Origin of the sequence: Paraburkholderia sp. BR10937 (assembly GCF_040965695.1) — a bacterium.
Lineage (GTDB): Bacteria > Pseudomonadota > Gammaproteobacteria > Burkholderiales > Burkholderiaceae > Paraburkholderia.
Genome location: NZ_JBFRCL010000017.1, coordinates 87,129 through 108,269 on the forward strand (window position 1 = coordinate 87,129; position 21,141 = coordinate 108,269).

General features: G+C 63.7%; 15 protein-coding genes and 1 pseudogene. 15 read left to right on the forward strand and 1 reads right to left on the reverse strand.

Going from position 1 to position 21,141, the window contains the following annotated elements; genetic code table 11:
• Window positions 1–9 precede the first annotated feature (9 nt).
• From AB4Y44_RS16330 to AB4Y44_RS16385, 12 genes are all read left to right on the forward strand, one after another.
• Window positions 10–438: an ExbD/TolR family protein gene (locus AB4Y44_RS16330; RefSeq protein WP_368700191.1), complete on the forward strand. Its 429-nt coding sequence runs from the start codon at window positions 10–12 to the stop codon at window positions 436–438.
• Between the two features lie 83 nt (window positions 439–521).
• Window positions 522–1,658, forward strand: a complete 1,137-nt coding sequence (locus AB4Y44_RS16335; RefSeq protein ID WP_368700239.1) for a tetratricopeptide repeat protein — start codon at window positions 522–524, stop codon at window positions 1,656–1,658.
• Window positions 1,659–1,943: 285 nt separating this feature from the next.
• Entirely contained in the window at window positions 1,944–4,700 is a 2,757-nt protein-coding gene (locus tag AB4Y44_RS16340) for a TonB-dependent receptor plug domain-containing protein (protein ID WP_368700192.1), read from the forward strand.
• 232 nt (window positions 4,701–4,932) lie between these two features.
• Complete coding sequence (locus AB4Y44_RS16345; protein WP_368700193.1) at window positions 4,933–6,756, forward strand: extracellular solute-binding protein; 1,824 nt, start codon at window positions 4,933–4,935, stop codon at window positions 6,754–6,756.
• A gap of 8 nt (window positions 6,757–6,764) precedes the next feature.
• Window positions 6,765–7,820: a microcin C ABC transporter permease YejB gene (locus tag AB4Y44_RS16350; RefSeq protein WP_368700194.1), complete on the forward strand. Its 1,056-nt coding sequence runs from the start codon at window positions 6,765–6,767 to the stop codon at window positions 7,818–7,820.
• Entirely contained in the window at window positions 7,774–8,886 is a 1,113-nt protein-coding gene (locus tag AB4Y44_RS16355) for an ABC transporter permease (RefSeq protein ID WP_368700195.1), read from the forward strand. Before AB4Y44_RS16350 ends, AB4Y44_RS16355 begins: the two co-directional genes overlap by 47 nt.
• A complete protein-coding gene (locus AB4Y44_RS16360; RefSeq protein WP_368700196.1) occupies window positions 8,886–10,517 on the forward strand; it encodes an ABC transporter ATP-binding protein in 1,632 nt (543 codons plus the stop codon). Before AB4Y44_RS16355 ends, AB4Y44_RS16360 begins: the two co-directional genes overlap by 1 nt.
• The gene (locus AB4Y44_RS16365; protein ID WP_368700197.1) at window positions 10,514–11,950 is read left to right on the forward strand and encodes a TldD/PmbA family protein; all 1,437 of its coding nucleotides are present in this window, start codon (window positions 10,514–10,516) and stop codon (window positions 11,948–11,950) included. The genes AB4Y44_RS16360 and AB4Y44_RS16365 overlap by 4 nt, the downstream gene beginning before the upstream one ends.
• The gene (locus tag AB4Y44_RS16370; RefSeq protein ID WP_368700198.1) at window positions 11,950–13,311 is read left to right on the forward strand and encodes a TldD/PmbA family protein; all 1,362 of its coding nucleotides are present in this window, start codon (window positions 11,950–11,952) and stop codon (window positions 13,309–13,311) included. The genes AB4Y44_RS16365 and AB4Y44_RS16370 overlap by 1 nt, the downstream gene beginning before the upstream one ends.
• A gap of 37 nt (window positions 13,312–13,348) precedes the next feature.
• Window positions 13,349–13,876 (forward strand): GNAT family N-acetyltransferase, encoded by a 528-nt coding sequence (locus tag AB4Y44_RS16375; RefSeq protein WP_368700199.1) that lies wholly within the window; start codon window positions 13,349–13,351, stop codon window positions 13,874–13,876.
• Window positions 13,877–13,881: 5 nt separating this feature from the next.
• Entirely contained in the window at window positions 13,882–14,439 is a 558-nt protein-coding gene (locus AB4Y44_RS16380; protein ID WP_368700200.1) for a GNAT family N-acetyltransferase, read from the forward strand.
• A gap of 16 nt (window positions 14,440–14,455) precedes the next feature.
• Entirely contained in the window at window positions 14,456–17,611 is a 3,156-nt protein-coding gene (locus tag AB4Y44_RS16385) for a multidrug efflux RND transporter permease subunit (RefSeq protein ID WP_342920093.1), read from the forward strand.
• A 72-nt stretch (window positions 17,612–17,683) separates the two neighbouring features.
• Here AB4Y44_RS16385 and AB4Y44_RS16390 read toward each other — a convergent pair whose 3' ends face one another.
• Window positions 17,684–18,256 carry a cupin domain-containing protein gene (locus AB4Y44_RS16390; RefSeq protein ID WP_342920094.1) on the reverse strand — a complete coding sequence of 191 codons (573 nt, stop codon included), beginning with the start codon at window positions 18,254–18,256 and terminating at the stop codon, window positions 17,684–17,686.
• 636 nt (window positions 18,257–18,892) lie between these two features.
• Between AB4Y44_RS16390 and AB4Y44_RS16395 the strand changes: the two are divergent.
• The 3 genes and pseudogenes from AB4Y44_RS16395 to AB4Y44_RS16405 all read left to right on the forward strand — a co-directional run.
• Window positions 18,893–19,048 (forward strand): annotated as a pseudogene (locus tag AB4Y44_RS16395) (LacI family transcriptional regulator); the annotation flags it as partial.
• A gap of 26 nt (window positions 19,049–19,074) precedes the next feature.
• Window positions 19,075–19,227 carry a hypothetical protein gene (locus AB4Y44_RS16400; protein ID WP_368700241.1) on the forward strand — a complete coding sequence of 51 codons (153 nt, stop codon included), beginning with the start codon at window positions 19,075–19,077 and terminating at the stop codon, window positions 19,225–19,227.
• Window positions 19,228–19,693: 466 nt separating this feature from the next.
• Window positions 19,694–21,088, forward strand: coding sequence for a spinster family MFS transporter (locus AB4Y44_RS16405; RefSeq protein WP_368700201.1), 1,395 nt, complete (start codon window positions 19,694–19,696; stop codon window positions 21,086–21,088).
• The last annotated feature ends 53 nt before the right edge of the window (window positions 21,089–21,141 follow it).

Sequence of the window (21,141 nt, forward strand, 5' to 3'; positions counted from 1 at the left end):
GGGGCGGTTATGGGCATGAACGTATCGTCGGGCGGCGGCAGCAGCGAACCGGAAGTGATGGTGGACATCAACACCACGCCGCTGATCGACGTGATGCTGGTGTTGCTGATCATGCTGATCATCACCATTCCGATCCAGATGCACGCGGTGAAGATGAACCTGCCAGTGGGCAATCCGCCGCCGGCCGTGCAGCCGGAGGTGGTGCAGATCGACATCGATTTCGACGGGACCCTGACCTGGAACGGCACCCCGGTGCCCGACCAGGCGACGCTGGAGCGTAAGTTTGCCCAGGTCGCGGCGGAGCCGGAGCAGGCGGAGATTCACCTGCGTCCGAACCGGCTGGCGCCGTACAAGGACGTGGCGGAAGTGATGGCGGCAGCGCAGCGAGAAGGTGCGACAAAGATCGGCTTGATCGGCAACGAACAGTACATGCAGTGAGGCATTCGAAAGCCATGAACATTCCTTATCGATTCAGGCAGGCAGCGCTCGCGCTCGCAGTGAGCGGCTTGTCGACGCTCAGCATGGTGCCGACAGCGGCGCGGGCAGCTGACACGCTGCGTCCCGATGTGGCGAAGCCGCTGAACGACGCGCAGTCCCTGTACCGCGCGCACCACTACGAGGACGCGCTCAACAAGATTGCGCAGGCTGCGGCTGTTCCGAACAAGTCGCCGTACGAAACGTACATGGTCGAAGAGATGCGCGGCGCCGCGGCGATGGCGGCGGGCCAGAACGGCGTGGCTGCGCAGGCGTACGAATCGCTGCTCGCGAACGGACAGCTCAAGGGGGAGGACGCGCAGCGCACCGCGGCAGCGCTCGCGGGCATCTACTTCCAGCAGAAGAACTATGCCCAGGCGATCAAGGTCGGGCAGCGCTACCAGAAGGCGGGCGGCGGCGACCCGCAGATGGCCACGCTGCTGATCGAGTCGTACTATCTCTCGGGCGACTACGCCAGCGCGACGCGCCTGCTCAATGCGAGCGTCGAAGCCCAGGTACGCAGCGGCCATGCGCCGGACGAGGCGCAGCTGCAACTGCTCGGCACCTGCGCTCAGCATGCGAACGACCAGGAAGCTTATCGCGGTGCGCTCGAAAAGCTCGTGGCTTATCACCCGAAGCAGTCGTACTGGGATGACCTGCTGCACGCGATTCGCAGCAAGCCCGGCTATCTCGGCGCACTCGATCTGGACACGTATCGCCTGCGTCGCGCAACGGATTCGCTCGCGAGCGCCGACGACTACATGGAGATGACGCAACTGGCGATCGTTGCGGGCTCCACGGCCGAAGGCAAGCAGGTCATCGATCAGGGTTTCGCCTCCGGCGTGCTCGGCCACGATGCCGGGGCCGAGCGCGAACGTCGCCTGCAGGCACTGGCCGCGAAGCGCGCCAGTACCGCGCCCGACCCGGCCAATCCCGTCGCGCCGTTCGATGCGGCGTTCAATCAGGTGTATGCGGGGCAGGCGAAGCAAGGTCTCGCGACCATGGAATCGCTCATAGCGAAGGGCGGCCTTGATCACCAGGATTTAGCGCGACTGCGCCTAGGTGAGGCTTATCTTGCCTCGGGGCAGAAAGCGCGAGCCGTGCAGACTTTCAAGGCGGTACAGGGCAACGATGGCAGCGCTGATCTGGCGCAGCTCTGGGTGGTGGTGGCGTCGAAGCCGTGAGCGCGTAAGTGAATCTCGAAAACGCCTACAAGCTCGACGGGTGCTTAGGTATGCGTATTAAAAAGTGGCGCGGCCTGGCTCGACAGGGGTGGATGTAACGGAAGTGAAGCAGCATGAAGTTGTGGGGGCAAGTGGTCGGCTGTAAATGGAAGAGCCCTGGGGAGGGCGAATCCAGGTAAAAAAAGTGGCGCGATGCGACAGCGTCGTCAAATCTAATGCGGGGGTTCACGAGACCTTGCTTCGCATAACGAAGTAGACGTGACCGACGAGAGAGAAGGGGAAACTGTGAAACAAAGAGCATTGGCTGTTGCCATTCGAAGAATAATCTGGGCGGAATTGGCGTTTTCAGCGGCGTTTGCGGTACCGGCGTTCGCGCAGAGCCAGCCCGTGACCAACGGCGGCGCGGCGATCGCGGCGGATAATGCAACCGCGCCAGCGTCCGCGCAGCAGTCGGGCGCGAGCGCGCAGACGGGTGCGGACAGCACGGGCGGCGCAGCCGCCACGACTGGTGACAAAGCCACCGTCAAGCAGCTGAAGAAGTTCGAAGTGACCGGTTCGCTGATCCGGCAATCGGACAAGACGGGCTTCCAGCAGGTGCAAACGATCACCACGAAGGACATTCAGAATAGCGGCGCGACGACCGTGTCCGACTATCTGCGCTCGGTTTCGGCCAACTCGGCCAATAGCTGGAGCGAAGGCCAGGCGGGCAACTTCGCAGCCGGCGCGGCGGGTATCGCGCTGCGCGGCTTGAGCGAGAAGTACACCCTCGTGCTCGTCGACGGCCAGCGCGTTGCGCCGTTCGCCTTCTATTCGAACAGCACCGACAGTTTCTTCGACCTCAATACCATCCCGCTCAACGCGATCGATCGCATCGAGATCGTGAAAACCGGCGCTGTGTCGCAGTACGGCTCGGACGCCATTGCGGGCGTGGTCAACATCATCACGAAGCACGATTTCCGCGGCCTTCAACTCGACGGCAGCTACGGCAGTTCGGTGAGCGACGGTGGCGGCAACGGCACGACGAAGTTCGGCGTGCTGGCGGGCTTCGGCGACCTCAATGCGGACCGCTTCAACGTCACCGCATCGGCGAGCGTCTATCACTCGGCGGGCTCGACGCTGGCCGACCGCGATTCCACAGCGGCGCAGGACTTCACGAACAAGCCGGGCGGCCTCTCGCTGCTCGCGCCGTCCTATTGGCAAACGGGGCCCAACACCGCACAGGCGTTGAGCGGGTGCCCATACGGCGGCTCCGTCCATCCTGCCGGCAGCAATTTCCTGGGCGCGGCTGCTGGGCTGGGCGGCACGGTGTGCGCGTTCAACACCGCCAACGGCATGTCGATCGCGCCGGAGACGACTCGCGCGAGCGCAAAGGTCCACGCCGACTTCAAGGTCGACGACACGACCACCGCCTTTGCCGATCTGTGGGAAAGCTACACCCAGACGACCACGAACGACGGTCTCTGGAACAACATCGTCGGCAGCCCGCAAACCCCGACGCTCACCTATACTCCGGGCGTCGGTCTGACGCCGTTCAACAACGTCGTTCCCGCAAGCAACCCGTACAACCCGTATGGCGTGGACACGCCGCTCACCTATTCGTTCCCGCGTACCGTGGCAGAAGAGACGTACGCGAACTTCTGGCGTGCGTCCACGGGCATTCGCGGTTCGTTCACGGTGCCGAAGTATGGGGACTGGGACTGGTCGACTGCTTATAGCCACTCGCAGAGCAACGTTTCGAATACCTACACGAACCAGCTCAACGCTGCGACGCTCAATAACATCTACCAGAACGGCACATTCAACTTCGCCAATCCGTCGTCGACGCCGAACGGCCTGAACGGCCTGTACATGGATGCGAACAACCAGGGCATCTCGAAGCTCGATACGGTTGACGCAACGCTCGCCACGCCGAATCTGTACCATCTGCCAACGGGCGATATCGGTGTCGGCTTCGGCGCCCAGTTCCTGCACCAGAGCGAAGTCATTAACCCGGGTGCGGAGTTTTCCCAGGGCCTCGTGGCGAACCCGATGCTGCAGACCGTCAACGGCCAGCGCAACGTCGCGGCGGTGTACTACCAGATCGACGTGCCCATCATCCACAACCTGACGTTCAGTCAGTCGGGCCGCTACGACCACTACAGCGACTTCGGGGGTGCGTTCTCGCCGCGCTTCGCCCTGCGCTATCAGCCCGTGAAGGAGCTGACGATGTACGGCTCCTATAACCGCGGCTTCCGCGCGCCGACATTCGTCGAGAACAGCACTTCGCAGACGCTCGGTATCCAGCAGTCGGCCACCGGCACGGTCACCACGATCACCGAGGGCAATCCGAACCTGCAGCCTGAACGCACGCGCAACATCAACCTCGGCTTCCAGACTTCGCCGACGCGCACGACCGATTTCGGCTTCGACTGGTACAAGATCCGTGTCGATCACGTCATCGGCGAGGCGGCTTCGCCGTCGCAGGTCGTGACGAATGCGCAGGGCCAGGTGGTTTATGAAGTGTTCCCGTACGAGAACCTCGGCTACCTCGACACAAACGGCTTCGAAGGCACCTTCCGCCAGGCGTTGCCGACGAAGGTGGGCACGTTCACGCTGACGGCCGACTGGGCGTACGTGAAGGACTTCACGCTCGGGCAGTCCACGGGTCCCATCAACGGTGCGGGCAACAACTTCACGATCACGCAGCCGTTCGGCGGCAGCTTCCCGCGCTGGAAGGGCAATACGACGCTCGACTGGGCCTATCACGGCTGGAATGCGGCGCTTACGTGGATGTTCACGGGCCCGTACGCGCAGACGCTTTCGGTGGCCGCGCCCACGCCGGTCGCCGACAAGGTGGGTTCGTATAGCCAGTTCAACCTGATGGTCACCTACACGGGCATCAAGCACTGGACGATCTACGGCGGCATCAACAACATCTTCAACCGCACGCCTCCGTTCGATCCGATCTTTGCCAGCAGCGCGCTCGACCAGACCGGCTACGACACGTCGCTGTACAACTATATCGGCCGTTTCGCGCAGATCGGAGCGACGTACAAGTTCTGAGCGATCGGTGCAACGTAGTGGGTAGTTGATGAGGCAGGCGGCCAAGGCCGCCTGCCTCGAATATTTCCTGTAGTGGCGAGCGACGGCGGCAAACCCCTGCCACGTCGGACAGACGAACCGTGCATCGGCCACGCGCCGGTGTAAGTCCTCATGCAGACAGACGATGAGATTGAAGAAGTTGAGCTTGTCACGATTGTCGCCGCATTGGTCAGGTGCGGCTTGCGCACTGGTCATGGCAGTGGGTGCGCTTGCCGGGGGGCCGGCACGAGCGGCTACGGCGCTCGCGCAGTACGACCAGCCGAAGTATCCCGCCGGCTTCACCCATTTCGACTACGCGGACCCCGATGCGCCCTCGAACGGTGTCCTGAGTTTCGAAAACTACAATGAGTTCCAAAGTTACGATTCGCTGAATCCTTTCCTCGTGCGAGGCGCACCCGCGCCGGACATCCAGAATCTGATGTTCGACACGCTAATGCAGCGCAGCTGGGACGAGCTGGCGTCCGAATATCCGCTGATCGCCGATCGCGTTGACGTCGCGGCCGACCTGGCTTCGGCGACGTTCCATATCAACCCGGCTGCGCGCTTCTCGAACGGCGATCCGATAACGGCCGCCGACGTCAAATATTCGTTCGATACGCTCACGAGCCCTCAGGCTTCGCCGCTCTTCAATGCGCAGTTTTCGGTGATCAAGAACGTGATCGTGGTGAACGCCTCGACAATCCGTTTCGAGTTCCGTCGCGCGGAGCGTGACGCGCCGCTCATTGCAGGCGACCTGCCCATCTTCTCGCCGAAGTGGGGGATGAAACCCGACGGCACGCGCGTTCCGTTCGACCAGCTCTCGAACGAGCCGCCCATAGCGAGCGGCGCGTATCTGATCGCCGAACGCAAGAACGACAAGCAGATTGCGTATCGGCGCAATCCCGCGTACTGGGCGGTCAATCTGCCCACGCGCCGCGGCATGTACCACTTCGAGCGCATCACGTTCAAGCTCTACCTCGACCTGTACACACAACTCGAGGCGTTCAAGGCCGGCGATGCGGACGTGCACGTGGAAGACAGCGCGACCCAATGGGCGCGCAAGTATGTGGGCAAGAACTTCCGTAACGGCATGCTCAAACAGACCAATTTCCCGGACGGACCGGCACAGATGCAGGGCATGCTCTTCAATCTGCGCAAGCCGATGTTCCAGGACGTGCGCGTGCGCCACGCGCTTTCCCTCGCATTCGATTACGACTGGATGAACCGCATGATGTTCTACGGTCAGTACCTGCGCCTGCACAGCTATTTCGAAGCAAGTCCCTTCGGCGCGACCGGCGTGCCGGGCGAGAAGGAGTTGAAGCTGCTCGAACCGTGGCGTGCGAGCCTGCCGCCGGAAGTGTTCGGGCCGATGATCAGGCAGCCCACGACGCTGCCGCCCGATTCGCTGCGCGGCAATCTGCGCGAGGCGCGCGATCTGCTTGCGCAGGCTAGTTGGCATTATCGTGACGGCGCGCTGCGCAATGCCGCTGGCGAGCCCATGAACATCGAGATCCTCGACGACCAGCCGGGCATGGACCGCGTGATCCTCCCTTATACGCAGGCCCTCGCGACACTGGGCATCAATGCGCATCTGCGTGAAATCGACAGTGCGCTGTACCAGAAGCGCCTGGACAACTTCGACTACGACATGACCACCTGGCTCTACAGCCCGGTGACGATTCCCGGCGCGGAGCTTGAACGCCGCTTTGGCAGCGCGGCTGCCTCGCAGGTGGGCTCGGAAAACTATCCGGGCGTGCGCTCGCCGGCCGTCGACGCGCTCGTGAAGGCGGTGCAGGCCGCGAACACGCTCGACGATCTCGAAGCGGCAACGCGTGCTCTCGATCGTGTGCTGCTGAACGAGTACTACCTCGTGACGGAGTACTACCCACCTAACGCACGCATCGCATACAAGACGTCGCTCGGTTATCCGTCAGTCGTGCCCGTATCGTTCGGGGCCCAGGACTGGATCATCGACTACTGGTATCGCAAGCCGCAAAACGCACAGGTCGCCCGGACCGCGCAAGCGGCTGTCCACTGAGGATCACCATGTTCGCCTACATTTTTCGACGTCTATTGCTGATGGTGCCGACGCTGATCGGCGTCGTCACGCTCACGTTCGTCGTCACGCAGTTCGTGCCCGGCGGCCCAGTGGAGCAGATCATGGCGCAACTGCGCCATGGTAATGCGACGCGCGGCGGCGAGACCGGCGCAGGAGGCGGCGGCTATCACGGCAGCCAGGGCGTGGATCCGCAACAGATCGAGCAGATCAAGAAGGAATTCGGCTTCGACAAGCCGCCGCTCACGCGCTATTTCCTCATGCTCAGGAACTACGCAACGTTCGATCTTGGGCAGTCGTACTACCAGCACGACAGCGTCTGGAACGTAATCCGCTCGAAGCTGCCGGTTTCCACCACGCTCGGCTTGTGGACAGTGCTGCTAACTTACGTGATATCCGTGCCGCTCGGCATCGCCAAGGCGGTGCGCAACGGGTCGCGATTCGACACGGTGACGAGCATACTCGTGCTCTCCGGCTACGCGGTGCCGGGCTTCGTGCTCGGCGTGCTTCTGCTGATGCTGTTCGGTGGCGGCTCGTTCTGGCAGGTGTTCCCCATGCGGGGCCTCACGTCCGATGACTTCGCGGACCTGAGCCTCGCGGGTAAGGTGCTCGACTACTTGTGGCACATCGTCCTGCCGGTGACGGCCTCGGTGGTCGGCAACTTCGCGATCGTCACGATCCTCACGAAGAACACTTTCCTCGAAGAGATCGGCCGCCAGTACGTGTTGACCGCGCGGGCCAAAGGCGCGCCCGAGCGGGATGTGTTGTGGAAACACGTCTTGCGCAACGCAGCCATTCCGCTCGTCACGGGCCTGCCCGCCGCGTTCATTGGCGCCTTTCTGAACGGTAACCTGCTCATCGAAACGCTGTTCTCACTGGACGGCATGGGGCAGCTTTCATACGACTCGGTTATCCGCCGCGATTACCCCGTCGTGCTGGGCTCGCTGTTTCTGTTCACGCTGATTGGCCTCGTAACCAAACTCATTGCTGACGTCTGCTATGTCCTCGTCGACCCCCGTATCCAGTTCCACCGCCTGGACCGCTGAAACCGCCGCCGTTGCGCACGCGCCGTCGGTCTCGCCCTGGCGCCGCACGTGGCATCGCTTTCGCGCGCAGCCGCTCGGCTATTGGAGCCTTGTCATCTTCGTCTCGCTGTTTGCGATCAGCATGCTCGGCGAGGTGCTTGCCAATGACCGGCCGCTCGTCGTGCGTTACGACGGTCAATACTATTTCCCGATCGTGAAGGATTATCCGGAGACGATCTTCGGTGGTGACTTCCCGGCGAGGACCAACTATCTCGACCCGTATATCCGGCAACGTCTGGAATCGAACGGCAATTTTGCGATCTATCCGCCCAATCATTTTCATTACGACACGATCGACTACTTCGCGGCGCGACCGTATCCGTCCGCGCCCTCTGCCACGAACTGGCTCGGTACCGATCAGTTCGGCCGCGACGTGCTTTCGCGGTTGCTTTACGGTTTCCGGCTTTCGGTGCTGATGGCCCTGGCGCTGACCGTGTCGGGCGTCGCGTTGGGCGTGTTGACGGGCGCGGTGCAGGGTTTCTATGGAGGACGCACCGATCTCATTGGGCAGCGGCTCATCGAAATCTGGAGTTCGATGCCCGATCTCTACCTGCTCATCATCTTCGCCTCGATCTTCGAGCCTACGCTTTGGCTGCTTTTTATCCTGCTTTCAATGTTTGGATGGCTTGTACTTTCCGACTACGTGCGCGCGGAGTTCCTGCGCAACCGTTCGCTCGACTACGTGAAGGCGGCGCGCACGATGGGCCTCTCGAACTGGCAGATCATGTGGCGCCACGTGCTGCCCAACAGTCTTACGCCGGTCATCACGTTCCTGCCTTTTCGCATGAGTGCGGCCATTCTCTCGCTCACGAGTCTGGACTTCCTCGGGCTCGGTGTGCCGGCACCCACGCCAAGCCTTGGGGAACTGCTGCAAGAGGGCAAGAACAATCTCGAGGCATGGTGGATCTCGCTCTCGGCTTTCGCGGCGCTCGTCATTACGCTGCTGCTGCTCACGTTCATGGGCGATGCTCTGCGTAACGCACTCGACACGCGCAGGCGTGGCTCGGCGTTCGGCGGAGGTAAATAATGAATCGTCCTTTGCTGGAAATCGAGCGGTTCAGCGTACGCTTCGGCGAGAAACAGGCAGTGCGCGAACTGGATCTCTCGATTGCACGCGGCGAACGCGTGGCGCTAGTCGGCGAATCAGGCTCGGGCAAGAGCGTGACGGCGCTGTCGATCCTCGGCCTCGTCGAGCATGCAAGTTTCACTGGGCGCATGCTGTTCGACGGCGAGGATCTGCTGCAGAAAACCGAGCAGGAGATGCGCGGCATTCGTGGAGCCGATATCGCCATGGTCTTTCAGGAGCCGATGACCGCCCTGAATCCGCTGTACACGATCGGCAACCAAATTGCCGAAAGCCTGCGTCTGCACGAGGGGCTCAGCGCCGGCGCGGCGCGTGAGCGCGGTATCGAGTTGCTGCGGCGGACCGGCATTCCCGAACCGGAGCGCCGCATCGACAGCTTTCCGCATCAGCTGTCCGGCGGACAGCGCCAGCGTGCGATGATCGCGATGGCGCTCGCGTGCCGCCCACGCCTCTTGCTCGCCGACGAGCCCACGACTGCGCTGGACGTGACCGTCCGCCAGCAGATCGTCGATCTGCTGATCGACCTGCAGGAGCAGGAGGCGCCAGCGCGTGGCATGGCCATATTGCTCATCACGCATGACCTGAACCTCGTGCGGCGCTTTGCGCAGCGCGTCGCGGTAATGGAAAAGGGCGTCCTCGTCGAGACGAACACGAGCGCAGAGCTCTTTTCGAGCCCACAGCATCCCTACACGCAGCGCCTGCTCGATAGCGAACCGCGTCGCGAGGTGGCTCCGGTCGCGGTGGATGCGCCGCCCATTCTCGAAGTGAAACGCCTTGCCGTGGACTACCGTACCGCCGCGAAGGGCTGGCGCTCGCTGTTCGGCAACTCGACGTTCCGTGCCTTGCACGAAGCGGATCTGTGTCTGCGGCGCGGCGAAACCCTCGGCATCGTCGGCGAGTCGGGCTCCGGAAAATCGACGCTCGCGGCCACCGTGCTCGGGCTGAAGGGCGCGGCGGCGGGCGAGATCCGCATCGACGGCATCGCGCTTTCGGAGCAACGCAAGACGAGCGCGCGCCGCGCGCTGTACTCGCGTATGCAGGTGGTATTTCAGGATCCGTTCGGCTCGCTTTCTCCGCGCATGACGATCGAACAGATCGTCGGGGAGGGGCTGGCCGTGCACAGGCCGGAGATCGACGGCGCGGCTCGGCGCATGCGTATTGCATCACTGCTCGAGGAAGTGGGACTGCCCGCCGATTCGATGCAGCGCTACCCCCACGAATTTTCGGGCGGCCAGCGCCAGCGTATCGCCATTGCGCGTGCATTGGCGGTCGAGCCGGAGCTGATCGTGCTCGACGAGCCGACCAGCGCGCTCGACGTCTCGATTCAAAAACAGGTGCTCGCGCTGCTGACGAACTTGCAGAAGAAGTACAAGCTGAGTTATTTGTTCATCACGCATGATCTGGCCGTCATGCGCGCAATGGCGCATCGCGTGATCGTGATGAAAGCGGGCCGTATCGTCGAGCAGGGTGACACGCTCGACGTGCTGCACGCGCCGTCTCATCCTTACACGCAATCGCTGCTGGCTTCGTCGATGCTGGACGAGCCGGCGGCGCTACAGGAGAAGTTCACATGATCGAAGAGCGTTGGGTGCAGGGCGCGCGCACGCTGAAGAGCAGCGCCGATTTCTGGTCGATGCGCATGGTGGACGAAGTCATCGAGGACCACGTGGTGCGCAACGACATCGCGCAGCCGCTGCGTGCGCTGCGCGAGCGCGGCGCCATGCTGACGGCCTGGGCCGGTGCGGGCGCCGGCTATGCGGCGACGGCCGACCTCAGTGCAGAGGGGCTCCAGCGTGCGCTCGACATCGCCACGGCGCGGGCGTTCGCCTGTGCGCAAGTTTCGTTGATCGATCATCGCCGCCTTGCGCGGCCCGTGGCGAGCGGCAGCTACGCTTCGCCGAACGTCGACGCGCCGCTTCCCACCCGCCGCGAGTGGCTCGGCCAGCTCGCGCACGAATGCGCGTCGGCGAACCTCGACGCGCGCATCGTCGAGCGCGTGGCGAGCATGCACGTTGCGCACGCGGATCAGCTCTATCTCACGAGCGACGGCGTGCGTATCGAGCAGCGCTTTCGCTACCTCATGCCAGGACTGAGCGTGGCCGCGCATGCCAACGGCGACACCCAGGTGCGAACGCTGGCCGGCGACCACGGCGCGCTCGGGCAGGGAGGCATCGAGATACTCGCACGGCACGGCTTCAGTGGCGCGGGCGCCCGTGTGGCCGACGAGGCGCTGCAACTGGTCGCGGCGCCGAATTGCCCCTCGGGCACGCGCGACCTGCTGCTGATGCCGGACCAGATGATGCTGCAGATTCACGAATCGATCGGTCATCCACTCGAACTGGACCGGATTCTCGGCGATGAGCGCAACTTCGCTGGCTGGAGCTTCGTGAAGCCGGAGATGTTCGGCAGCTATCAGTACGGTTCCCCGTTGCTGAACGTGACGTTCGACCCGGAGCTGCACGAAGAAGCCGCTAGCTATGCCTTCGACGACGAAGGAAGTTCGGCCAGCAAACAATACCTGATCCGAAACGGCGTGCTGGAGCGGCCGCTCGGCGGCGCGCTCTCGCAGCAGCGTGCCGGGCTGCCAGGGGTCTCGAACTCGCGCGCGGCCAACTGGAATCGCCCGCCTATCGACCGCATGGCGAACCTGAACATCGAGCCCGGCGCAGAGACACTCGCCGAGATGATCGCAAACATCGAAAACGGCATTCTGATGACTTCGAATACGTCATGGTCGATCGACGACCATCGCAACAAGTTCCAGTTCGGTTGCGAATACGGCCGGCTCATCGAGAACGGCAAGCTCACGCAGGTCGTCAAGCATCCTAATTATCGCGGGATCTCGGCGAGCTTCTGGCGCAGTCTCGTTGCCGTAGGCGACGCGAGCACCCACGAGGTCTACGGCACGCCGTATTGCGGCAAGGGAGAGCCCGCGCAGGTGATTCGTGTGGGGCACGCGTCACCCGCGTGCGTCTTCAGGAACGTAGACGTATTCGGAGGCGCCTGATGAACGACACACTCTTTGCAAGCGAGCGTGTGGCGGTGGATTGGCACTCGCATTTCATGATGCTCGCCGATGCGATCGACGGGTTGTTGCTGGCTGGTGAAACGGCGCTCACTTCCTTTGCCGGAGAGCAATCGGATTTTATTCGTTTCAACCGCGGCAAAGTCCGGCAGATGGGCCTCGTCTCGCAGGGCAGGCTCACGCTCCGGCTGATCGATGGCGCTCGCCAGGCGTATTCCACGCTCGACATCTGCGGCAACGCCGATCAGGATCTGCGCGATGTGGGTGCCACGTTGCAGACCCTTCGCTCGGGCCTGCGCGACGCCCCTGATGATCCGCATCTGCTCTACGACACGACAGCGTGGCAGCGTTCGACGCGGCGCACGGGACGGCTGCGCGATCCGCATGCGCTCATCCATGTGGTGGCTGAATGCGCGCGAGGCCTCGATTTCGTGGGCTTCTATGCGGGCGGCATGCTCGCGCGCGGTTTCGCCTCCAGTTGCGGCAGCCGTGGCTGGCACGAAGTCGAGAACTTCTGCTTCAGCTGGTCTCTCTATCATCCGGGCGGCCGCGCCGTCAAAACGACTTATGCGGGCGAGAACTGGGACGACGCGAAGTTCGCCAGCAAGGTGCAGGAGGCGGCGGCACGCTTGTCCGTGCTGGCGCTCGCACCGCGAGCGCTCGGGCCGGGCCGGTACCGTGCCTGGCTCGCGCCGGCGGCGCTCGAAGAACTGCTGGGCGTTACCGCGTGGGGCGGCTTTTCGGCGCGCGCGCAGGCGACATCGCAGAGCCCGCTTTACCGGCTGCATGGCGGCGAGCTTTCACTCGACGCACGCGTCTCGATCACTGAAGACCTCGGCCTCGGTATTACTCCTGCCTTCAACGACGACGGCTATTTGCGCGAAAGCGTGCCGCTCGTACGTGAGGGGAGGAGCGTCGCGCAATTGGCGAACGCACGGACGGCGCGAGAGTATGGCCTCGTACCCAACGGTGCGCTGGCGAGCGAGGCGCCGTCGTCGCTTTCGATGCCGGGCGGCGACCTCGCCGATGCGGACGTACTCGCGGCGCTGGGCACGGGGCTCTACGTGGGCAACCTGTGGTACGTGAACTTCTCGGACCGCATGAGCTGCCGCCTGACCGGCATGACGCGTTTTGCGACGTTCTGGGTGGAGGAGGGGCGTGTCGTTGCACCGGTAGATGCCATGCGTTTCGACGACAGTCTGTACGGCCTGCTGGGCGAGCGCCTCGAACGTCTCGGTGCGCAGCCCGAACTGCGCTTGTCCGAAGACACCTGGGGCCAACGCGCGACGGGCGGCATGCAGCTCCCCGGGGTGCTGGTGAAGTCGTTTGAACTGACGCTGTAGCGTGCCTGTTGACGACTCGAACACGAAGGAAACAAGAATGCAGTCGAGCTTACCCGAGGGGATCGTCGTGCGCGCGTTACGCCCCGGCGATGCCGAAGCGTTGCATGCGCTGCGGCACAGTCCGTCAATCGTGCGGGGCAATGCGGACGCACCGTATGATTCAGTCGCACACGCGCGCGAGTGGATCGCGAGCGTGGTATCGCCAGCTGTCATCATTGGCGCGTGGGTGGGCGAGACCATCGTGGGCGAGGCTGGACTGCATCCGCAGAAGCTGCGCCGCGCGCACGTCGGCGAGATCGGCATCAGCGTCCACGACGACTGGCAGCGCCGTGGCGTCGGAACGTTCCTCATGGGGCAGATCCTGGACTTCGCCGATAACTGGCTCGGCCTGCGGCGGCTCGAACTTCACGCTTATACCGACAATGCGGCCGCGTTAGCGCTCTACCGAAAATGCGGCTTCGAAATCGAGGCACGTTTGCGCGGCGCCGTATTGCGCGACGGAGTGCTCGCCGACTTCTTCTTGATGGCGCGCCTGCACGATCCGCTGCCTCTCGCCCCGGAGTAATGCCCATGCATGTCCCGACACCATCGCCCGCGTTCCCATCACCCGGTGCGATTCGCGTGCGTACCTGTGAGCCCGCCGATTTCGACGCGATCGCCGACTTGATGAATCAGCCAGGTGTGCGCCACGGCACGCTATTGAGCGGCTGGCGCACTCCCGAATCTCTGCGTGCGTGGTATGAGAGCCGGCCAGCCGGCTGCATCACGATTTGTGCCGAAATCGACGGACGCGTGGTCGGGCAATCGCATCTCGAAGTTGCGAAGCCGCGCCGCTCACACTGCGCTTCGGTGGGTTTCGGCGTGCACGATGCCTGGCAGCGCCGCGGCGTAGGCAGCGCGCTGATGGTGGCGATCATCGCCTGCGCCGACCAGTCGCTGGGCCTGCGCAGGCTCGAACTCGAAGTGTTCGCAGACAACGAGGCCGCAATCGCGCTCTATCGCAAGTCCGGCTTCGTCGTAGAGGGCCGCTCGCGCGGCGCCGCGATGCGCGACGGCGTGCTTGCCGATACGCTTCACATGGCGCGCTACGCCGAAGCACCATCGTTCGCTTCCCCCTTGACCTCGTAACCGAATCTACCCGCGCGTGCCCTTCTTCTTCATCGACAGGCCGGTCTTCGCATGGGTCATCGCGCTCGCGGTCACGGTGGCAGGTGTGCTCGCGATTCCCATGCTGCCGGTCGCGCAGTATCCGCAGCTCTCGCCGCCGCGCATCGTCATCAGCGCCGAGTATCCGGGCGCATCGGCGGAGGAGGTGGCAAACAACGTCGCGAGCGTGATCGAGGAGAGCCTCGATGGCGCCGAGGGACTGCAGTACTACGAAACAACCAGCGATGCACTGGGAGACCTGGAAATCGACGTGACCTTCACGCCGGACACCAATCCCGACATCGCCCTCGTGGACGTGCAGAACCGGCTGAAGCAGGTCGAGGCGCGCCTGCCTCAGCAGGTGGTGCAGCAGGGCATCGACGTGGAGAAGTCGTCGAATACGTTCCTGATGCTCGTCGCGCTCACGTCCACCGACGGCACGCGCGATTCAGCGCAGTTGAGCGACTACCTGAACCGCTTCATCCTGCGCGACCTCAAGCGCGCGCCGGGCGTCGGCGCGGCGGAGCTCTGGGACGCCGACGAGGCCATGCGCATCTGGCTCGATCCGGTGAAGCTGCGCGAATACGGACTCACGGCCGCCGAGGTCAACGCGGCCATTGCCGCGCAGAACTCGCCGGTGACGGCGGGCACGCTCGGCAACGCACCGTTCGTGAATGGGCAGCAAATCACCGAGTCGGTAAGCGTGAAGGGACAACTCGAAACGCCCGACGAGTTCGGACAGATCGTGCTGAAGGCGAAGACGGATGGCTCGCTCGTGCGCCTGCGCGACATCGCGCGCGTGGAACTCGGCCGCGCCGACTACTCGTTCTACTCGCGGCTGAACGGCAAACCCGCCGCAACCGTGGGTATCCATCTCGGGCCCCGCGGCAACGCGCTGGAGACCTCGCATGCGATCCGCGCGCGCCTGGCCGATGTGTCGAAGCGTTTGCCGCCGGGCGTGGCGATCGAGATTCCGTTCGATAGTGCTTACTTCGTGCGCGTCGCGATCCACGAAGTAGTGATCACGCTCATCGAAGCCGTGGTGCTGGTTTTTGCGGTGATGTGGCTGTTCCTGCGCGACCTGCGCTCCACGCTCGTGCCCACGGTGGTGATCCCAGTTACGCTCATGGGTGCATTCGTGGCGCTGTATTGGGCCGGGATGTCGATCAACGTGTTCACCATGTTCGGGCTGGTGCTCGCAATCGGCATACTGGTGGACGATGCCATCGTCGTGGTGGAGAGCGTGCACCGCGTGATGCACGAGCGTGCGCTCGCACCGCGCGAGGCCACGTTCGCCGCGATGAAGCATATTGGCGGGGCGATCGTCGGCGTGACGGCGGTGCTCACCGCCGTGTTCGTGCCGATGCTGTTCTTTAGCGGCAACGTGGGCGGCATCTACCGGCAGTTCGCGGTGGCGATGATCGCGTCGATGCTGTGTTCGTCGTTCATGGCGCTCACGCTCACGCCGGCCCTTTGCGCGAGTTTGCTAAGGATGCCAAAGCGAGTGCCGTATCCCCAACGCTGTTTGACGGCACAAGCGGAACGAGCCTCCCGCGGCTATCGTGCGCTCGTGGCTGCGCTGCTGCGGCGCGGCCCGCGCGTGCTCGCGATCTACGCCTTGCTCTGCGCGCTAGGGGCGCTGCTGTACTGGAGGCTGCCGCAGGGTTTCCTGCCGAGCGAGGACGAAGGGCAGTTGCAGGTGATGATTCAGTTACCCGCGGGCGCCACGCAGGCCCGCACGCTCGACGTGGTAAAGCGCGTGGAATCGATCCTCGGCAAGCAGCAGGCCGTAGGCAACGTAACGAGCGTGGTGGGCTGGAGCTTCGCAGGCAGCGGGCAGAACGTGGCGATGGCGTTCGTCGAACTCAAGCCGTGGGGTCAGCGCGGCAAGGACGAGATAGACGCGCAGGCTGTGCGCGACGCGCTCAACGCGCAATTCGGCACCCTCCTCGAAGGCGACGTGCAGGCCATGTTGCCTTCGGCGGTGCCGGGCATCGGCCACTCCGAGGGCTTTACGTACCGGCTGGAGGATCGCGGCGGCATCGGCATGGGCGGGTTGAAGGCCGCGCGCGACCAACTGATCGAGGCGGCCGGCAACAGCCGTGTGGTGGCGCAGATCCACTCGGAGGACCTGCCCGATGCGCCGCGCGTGGAACTCGACGTCGACCGCGACAAGGCCTACGCGTATGGCGTATCGTTCGACCGCATCTCCGACGTGCTGGGCAGCACCTTCGGCTCCAGCTACGTCGACGACTTTCCGGCGGGCGGGCGCATGCGCCGCGTGATCGTCGCAGCCGACGCACCCACGCGCATGAACGACAGCCAGTTGCTCGACCTCCCTGTGCAGAACACGTTCGGCGCAACCGTGACAATGTCGTCGATTGCGGCGACGCACTGGACGCTCGGCCCCGTGATGCTGAGCCGCTACAACGGTTATCCGTCGCTCGACGTGACGGGGCGCGCGGCGCCGGGCCATAGCTCGGGCGAAGCGATGGCCGAAATGGCGCGGCTCGCGCTCGCTCTGCCCGAAGGCGTGTATGGCGAATGGACCGACGCCGCATTCGAAGAAGTCCAGGCGGCTCGCCAGACTCCGCTCCTCATCGGCCTCTCGCTGCTAGCGGTGTTCATGGTGCTGGCGGCGCTCTACGAGAGCTGGATCACGCCGCTTTCCGTGCTGCTGGTCGTTCCGCTCGGTGCGCTCGGCGCAGTGAGCGCGATGCTTGTGCGCGGGCTGCCCAACGACATTTACTTCAAGGTCGGAATGGTGACCGTAATCGGCCTTGCGGCGAAGAACGCCATCCTGATCGTGCAGGCCGCGAGCGTGCGCCGCACGGGCGGGTTGCCGTTGCGCGCCGCGGTTGTGGGCGCGAGCGTCGAACGGCTGCGGCCTATCGTGATGACTTCTGCGGCGTTCGTGCTCGGCGTGCTGCCGCTCGCGTTCTCGCAGGGCGGCGGCGCGCAAGGCCGGCACGCCATCGGTACGGGAGTCCTGGGCGGCGTGATTGCGGCGACGCTGCTTGGAATCGTGTTCACACCGGTGCTCTACTACGTGGTGGTATCGCGCGTGGCGGCGAAACCTGTGCATCGGGTACCGCCGCGCCGAAGCGAGCACACAGCGCAGCAGACGAAAGAGGCCGAAACCGAGGCGCCCTGACCTCCCCATGCGCCTATGGCTGACTGGCCGCCGCGCAGCAGGCGGATGGTCCAATGCGCGGGTGGGCGGAAATCAGAACAGACGCGGCGTGCCCACCCAGAGCAGTACGGTTTCCTGATCAGACGTATTGCTCCAGGCGTGTGGCACTGTCGATTCGTAGTGCGCGCTGTCGCCCGCGCGGACCACGAATGTCTGTCCTTCCAGCGTGAGGGTCATTTCACCGGAGAGCACATGCAGGAATTCTTCACCCGCGTGCGTGGTGACTTCGCTGGAGCGCTCGCCGGGCGGCATGCGCACGAGAATGGCTTCGAGCTGGCGACCGCCGGACGGGTTGGTCAGGCGTGCGTAAAGGTCGGCAGAATTGGCAAAGCCGAAAAATTTCAGATCCTGCCCACGGCACACGCAGCCCGCTTCGGTGGGTGCATCGACGAAATAGCTTACCGGCACGCCCAGCGCCTTCGCGATGCTCACGAGCGAGGTGATCGAGGGGGTGGCGCGATCGCGTTCAACCTGCGAGAGAAACGGCTTTGAGAGCTGCGCAGCGCTGGCGATGTCATCGAGCGTACGGCCCTGTCTCTGGCGCAGTCCGCGAATCTTGCTGCCTACGGAAACGACGTTCAGTGATTCAATGGGTTTCGAAACCATGACGGAATATTGTTGTCTGTTGAATATGTTTTAATCCGAAACCCGGACTGGGCGAAAGCCCGATCTTGTCGTGCACTTTGGGTCTCCATTCATTTCCATTGCTCCGGTACGGTCTATATCCTGCGATTTCAGAGACAAACCGGCCGACAAGTAATGGAATATGCCGATTACCGCCGGGATTGCAATTCGAATTCCCCCTGCGTACGTCGGCGATCATGCCTTGACGCCAGTTGACGGAAGCGCCGTTGTCGTGGCGCGCCGTCTGCGGCTCATAAACGATAGCATGAAAGCCGCAGCGTACCACTGTTCTGCAACGTGCTAAAAAGAATCCGTCATTTCAAGCATCCTTTCGAGTCTCGTTTCCGATTATGGAGGAATACTGAGAGAGTGGCGACATGGAAAAGCGCTTTGTTCGCTTGCGGTTAATCGCAAGCCATGAAATGGTGGATCACGAGCACCGGGTCGGCGATGCGTGGGATCAGTTGCGGTGAAGGCATGCGCATGTGCGGGCTCAGCGTCCGTTGATCGACGCTGCGATGCGGTCGGAGAGCTCCCCAGTACGCGGCTGAGCGCGGCGGCCTGCGCCGCCGCGTCATGCCCCGTGACTTCTGCATTGAGCGTTGCTTGTTGCGTGAGGCTGCTCAGGGGTCGTGGCAGATGGGAAACAAGGGAGTCCAGACGGTGATCGGCGTCATCGAACACAAACCCGTCGCGAAGCTGGTCGATACCGGTGTAGTCATGGTCGACAAACCGAACCTCGACTCCCAGGAAGCGAAGAACGTCCTCTACTGATGGTGGCCGATCTGCGACGAAGCCATTTGGCTCGTCGCCTACGGGCATGGTTGAGGGACGTGCGGGTGGGCGTGCAGATCGTGGCGGGGCACTTCCGCGAGGACCTGTGCCTGCTGGCAGGCGAGGCTATCGAGGCGCGCGGCGCGCCGCCGTCTCCTCCCATCGACCCGGCCATGTGAGCCGGGTTGGGCGCGGTCCTGGGGCGGGCCGCGCTGTTTCTCCTCTTTCACAAGGCTTGGGCGCGCCTTTCAATCGAATAAAGGCAGAGCCCGGCCCTCGATATGCCACGACGCTTTCGCGGTTCGGGCAAGGCAAATTCGTTGCGTGAGCAACGAATCGATGTATCCTGCATCTAGTCATCCCATCTGCTTGCGTGGCCGGTCCCGTCGACGGCCACTTCGACGGCCCCGCCGCCGCAATCGCATTGGCCCGCGGGCATTCGCGCCCGACGCGACTCGTCCCGTGTCCAGCGGGCACATTGATTAGACGAGTTCCCCTAAGTGAAAACGATGATGACTTTGGCGCGAGTTATTCTTGCGCGCCCAAAAGTTATGCTAGAGAATCCATAAAAAATCCCACAGACGCTTTGTGGCATACAAGCGGCGAGCGACCTGCTACCTGAAGCTCACCTCGGAGACACCACAAATGAAGGAACTGACCGCCCAGAACGTGGGAGCCAGGTCTGAAGCCGGCTGGTATCGCAGCTGGTTCCTGCTGCTTCTCGTTTTGATCTACGCATCGAGTTTCGTCGACCGCATCATCATCGCCGTCGTGGGTCAGGCGATGAAGATCGATCTGAACCTGAGCGATCTGCAGCTGGGTCTGCTCAACGGGCTTGCGTTCTCCATCTTCTATTCGCTGCTCGGCCTGCCGATCGCGCGCATAGCGGAGCGGTTCAATCGCGTCGCGCTGATCGCGCTTTCGATTGGCGCGTGGTCGATCATGACGGCGCTGTGCGGCACGGCCGGCGCCTATTGGCAGTTGCTTCTGTACCGCCTTGGCGTCGGCATTGGCGAAGCGGGCAGCACGCCTACCGCGCACTCGCTGATTTCCGATCAGTTCGGCCCGCGCCGCCGCGCGAGCGCACTCTCCATCTATGCGCTCGGTCCGCCCATCGGCGTGCTCGCCGGTGCGCTCGGCGGTGGCGTGATGGTCCAGCACATGGGCTGGCGCCCGGTGTTCTTCGTGGTCGGCCTGCCGGGGCTCATCTTCGGCCTGCTCGCCTGGGTCACGCTGCGCGAACCGAAGCGCGGCGGGGCGGAGGAGGGTGGCATGCACGCCGCGGCTGCGGTACCGCCGCTGAGCGAGGTGCTCAAGGTCCTGTTCAGCAGCCGCGCGTTCGTGCAGATGCTGCTCGGTACCGTCGTCGGAGGATTCGCGCAGTACGGCATCAACCTGTTCATGCCGATCTACCTCAACCGCGTCTATGGCCTCAGCTTCGCGCAGGCCGGCCTGCTCTTCGGCCTCGTGATCGGCGTGGGCGGCATTGTGGGCAACATGCTCGGCGGCCTGCTCGCCGACTCGTTGGGCGCGGGAAACCGCCGCTGGTATGCCTGGGTGCCGGCGCTCGGCACGGCGATCGGCTTCCCGCTCGTCGCGTTCGCCTTCACTCTGGGGGAATGGCCCGCCGCCGTGACACTGATCTTCACCGCCACCGTCATGCTGAGCATGTGGAACGGCCCGACCTTCGCCGTCGTGCACGGCATCGTCGAACCGCGCATGCGCGCCACGGCATCCGCCTGCGTGTTTCTGCTCATGAATCTCGTGGGCCAGGGCCTCGGCCCCACAACCGTAGGATTCCTGAGCGACCGGCTTGCCTCGCGCTTCTTCACGCAGGGCCAGTTCAAGCTGGTTTGCGCGGCGGGCGGCCCGCACGGTCCGCATGGCGCAGCAGCGGCGGTGCAGGGGCCGTTCGCGGCGGCGTGCCACGACGCCTCGGCCTACGGCATTCGCTACGCCATGCTGGCCGTGAGCGTGGTGCTGCTGTGGTCGGCCGCGCATTACTTCCTCGCCTCACGTCATCTTTCTCGCAGCAAGTAGTTCAAAGCCGTCGGCAGCCGACGGAAATAGACCGGCAATAAAAAACGGGCGCC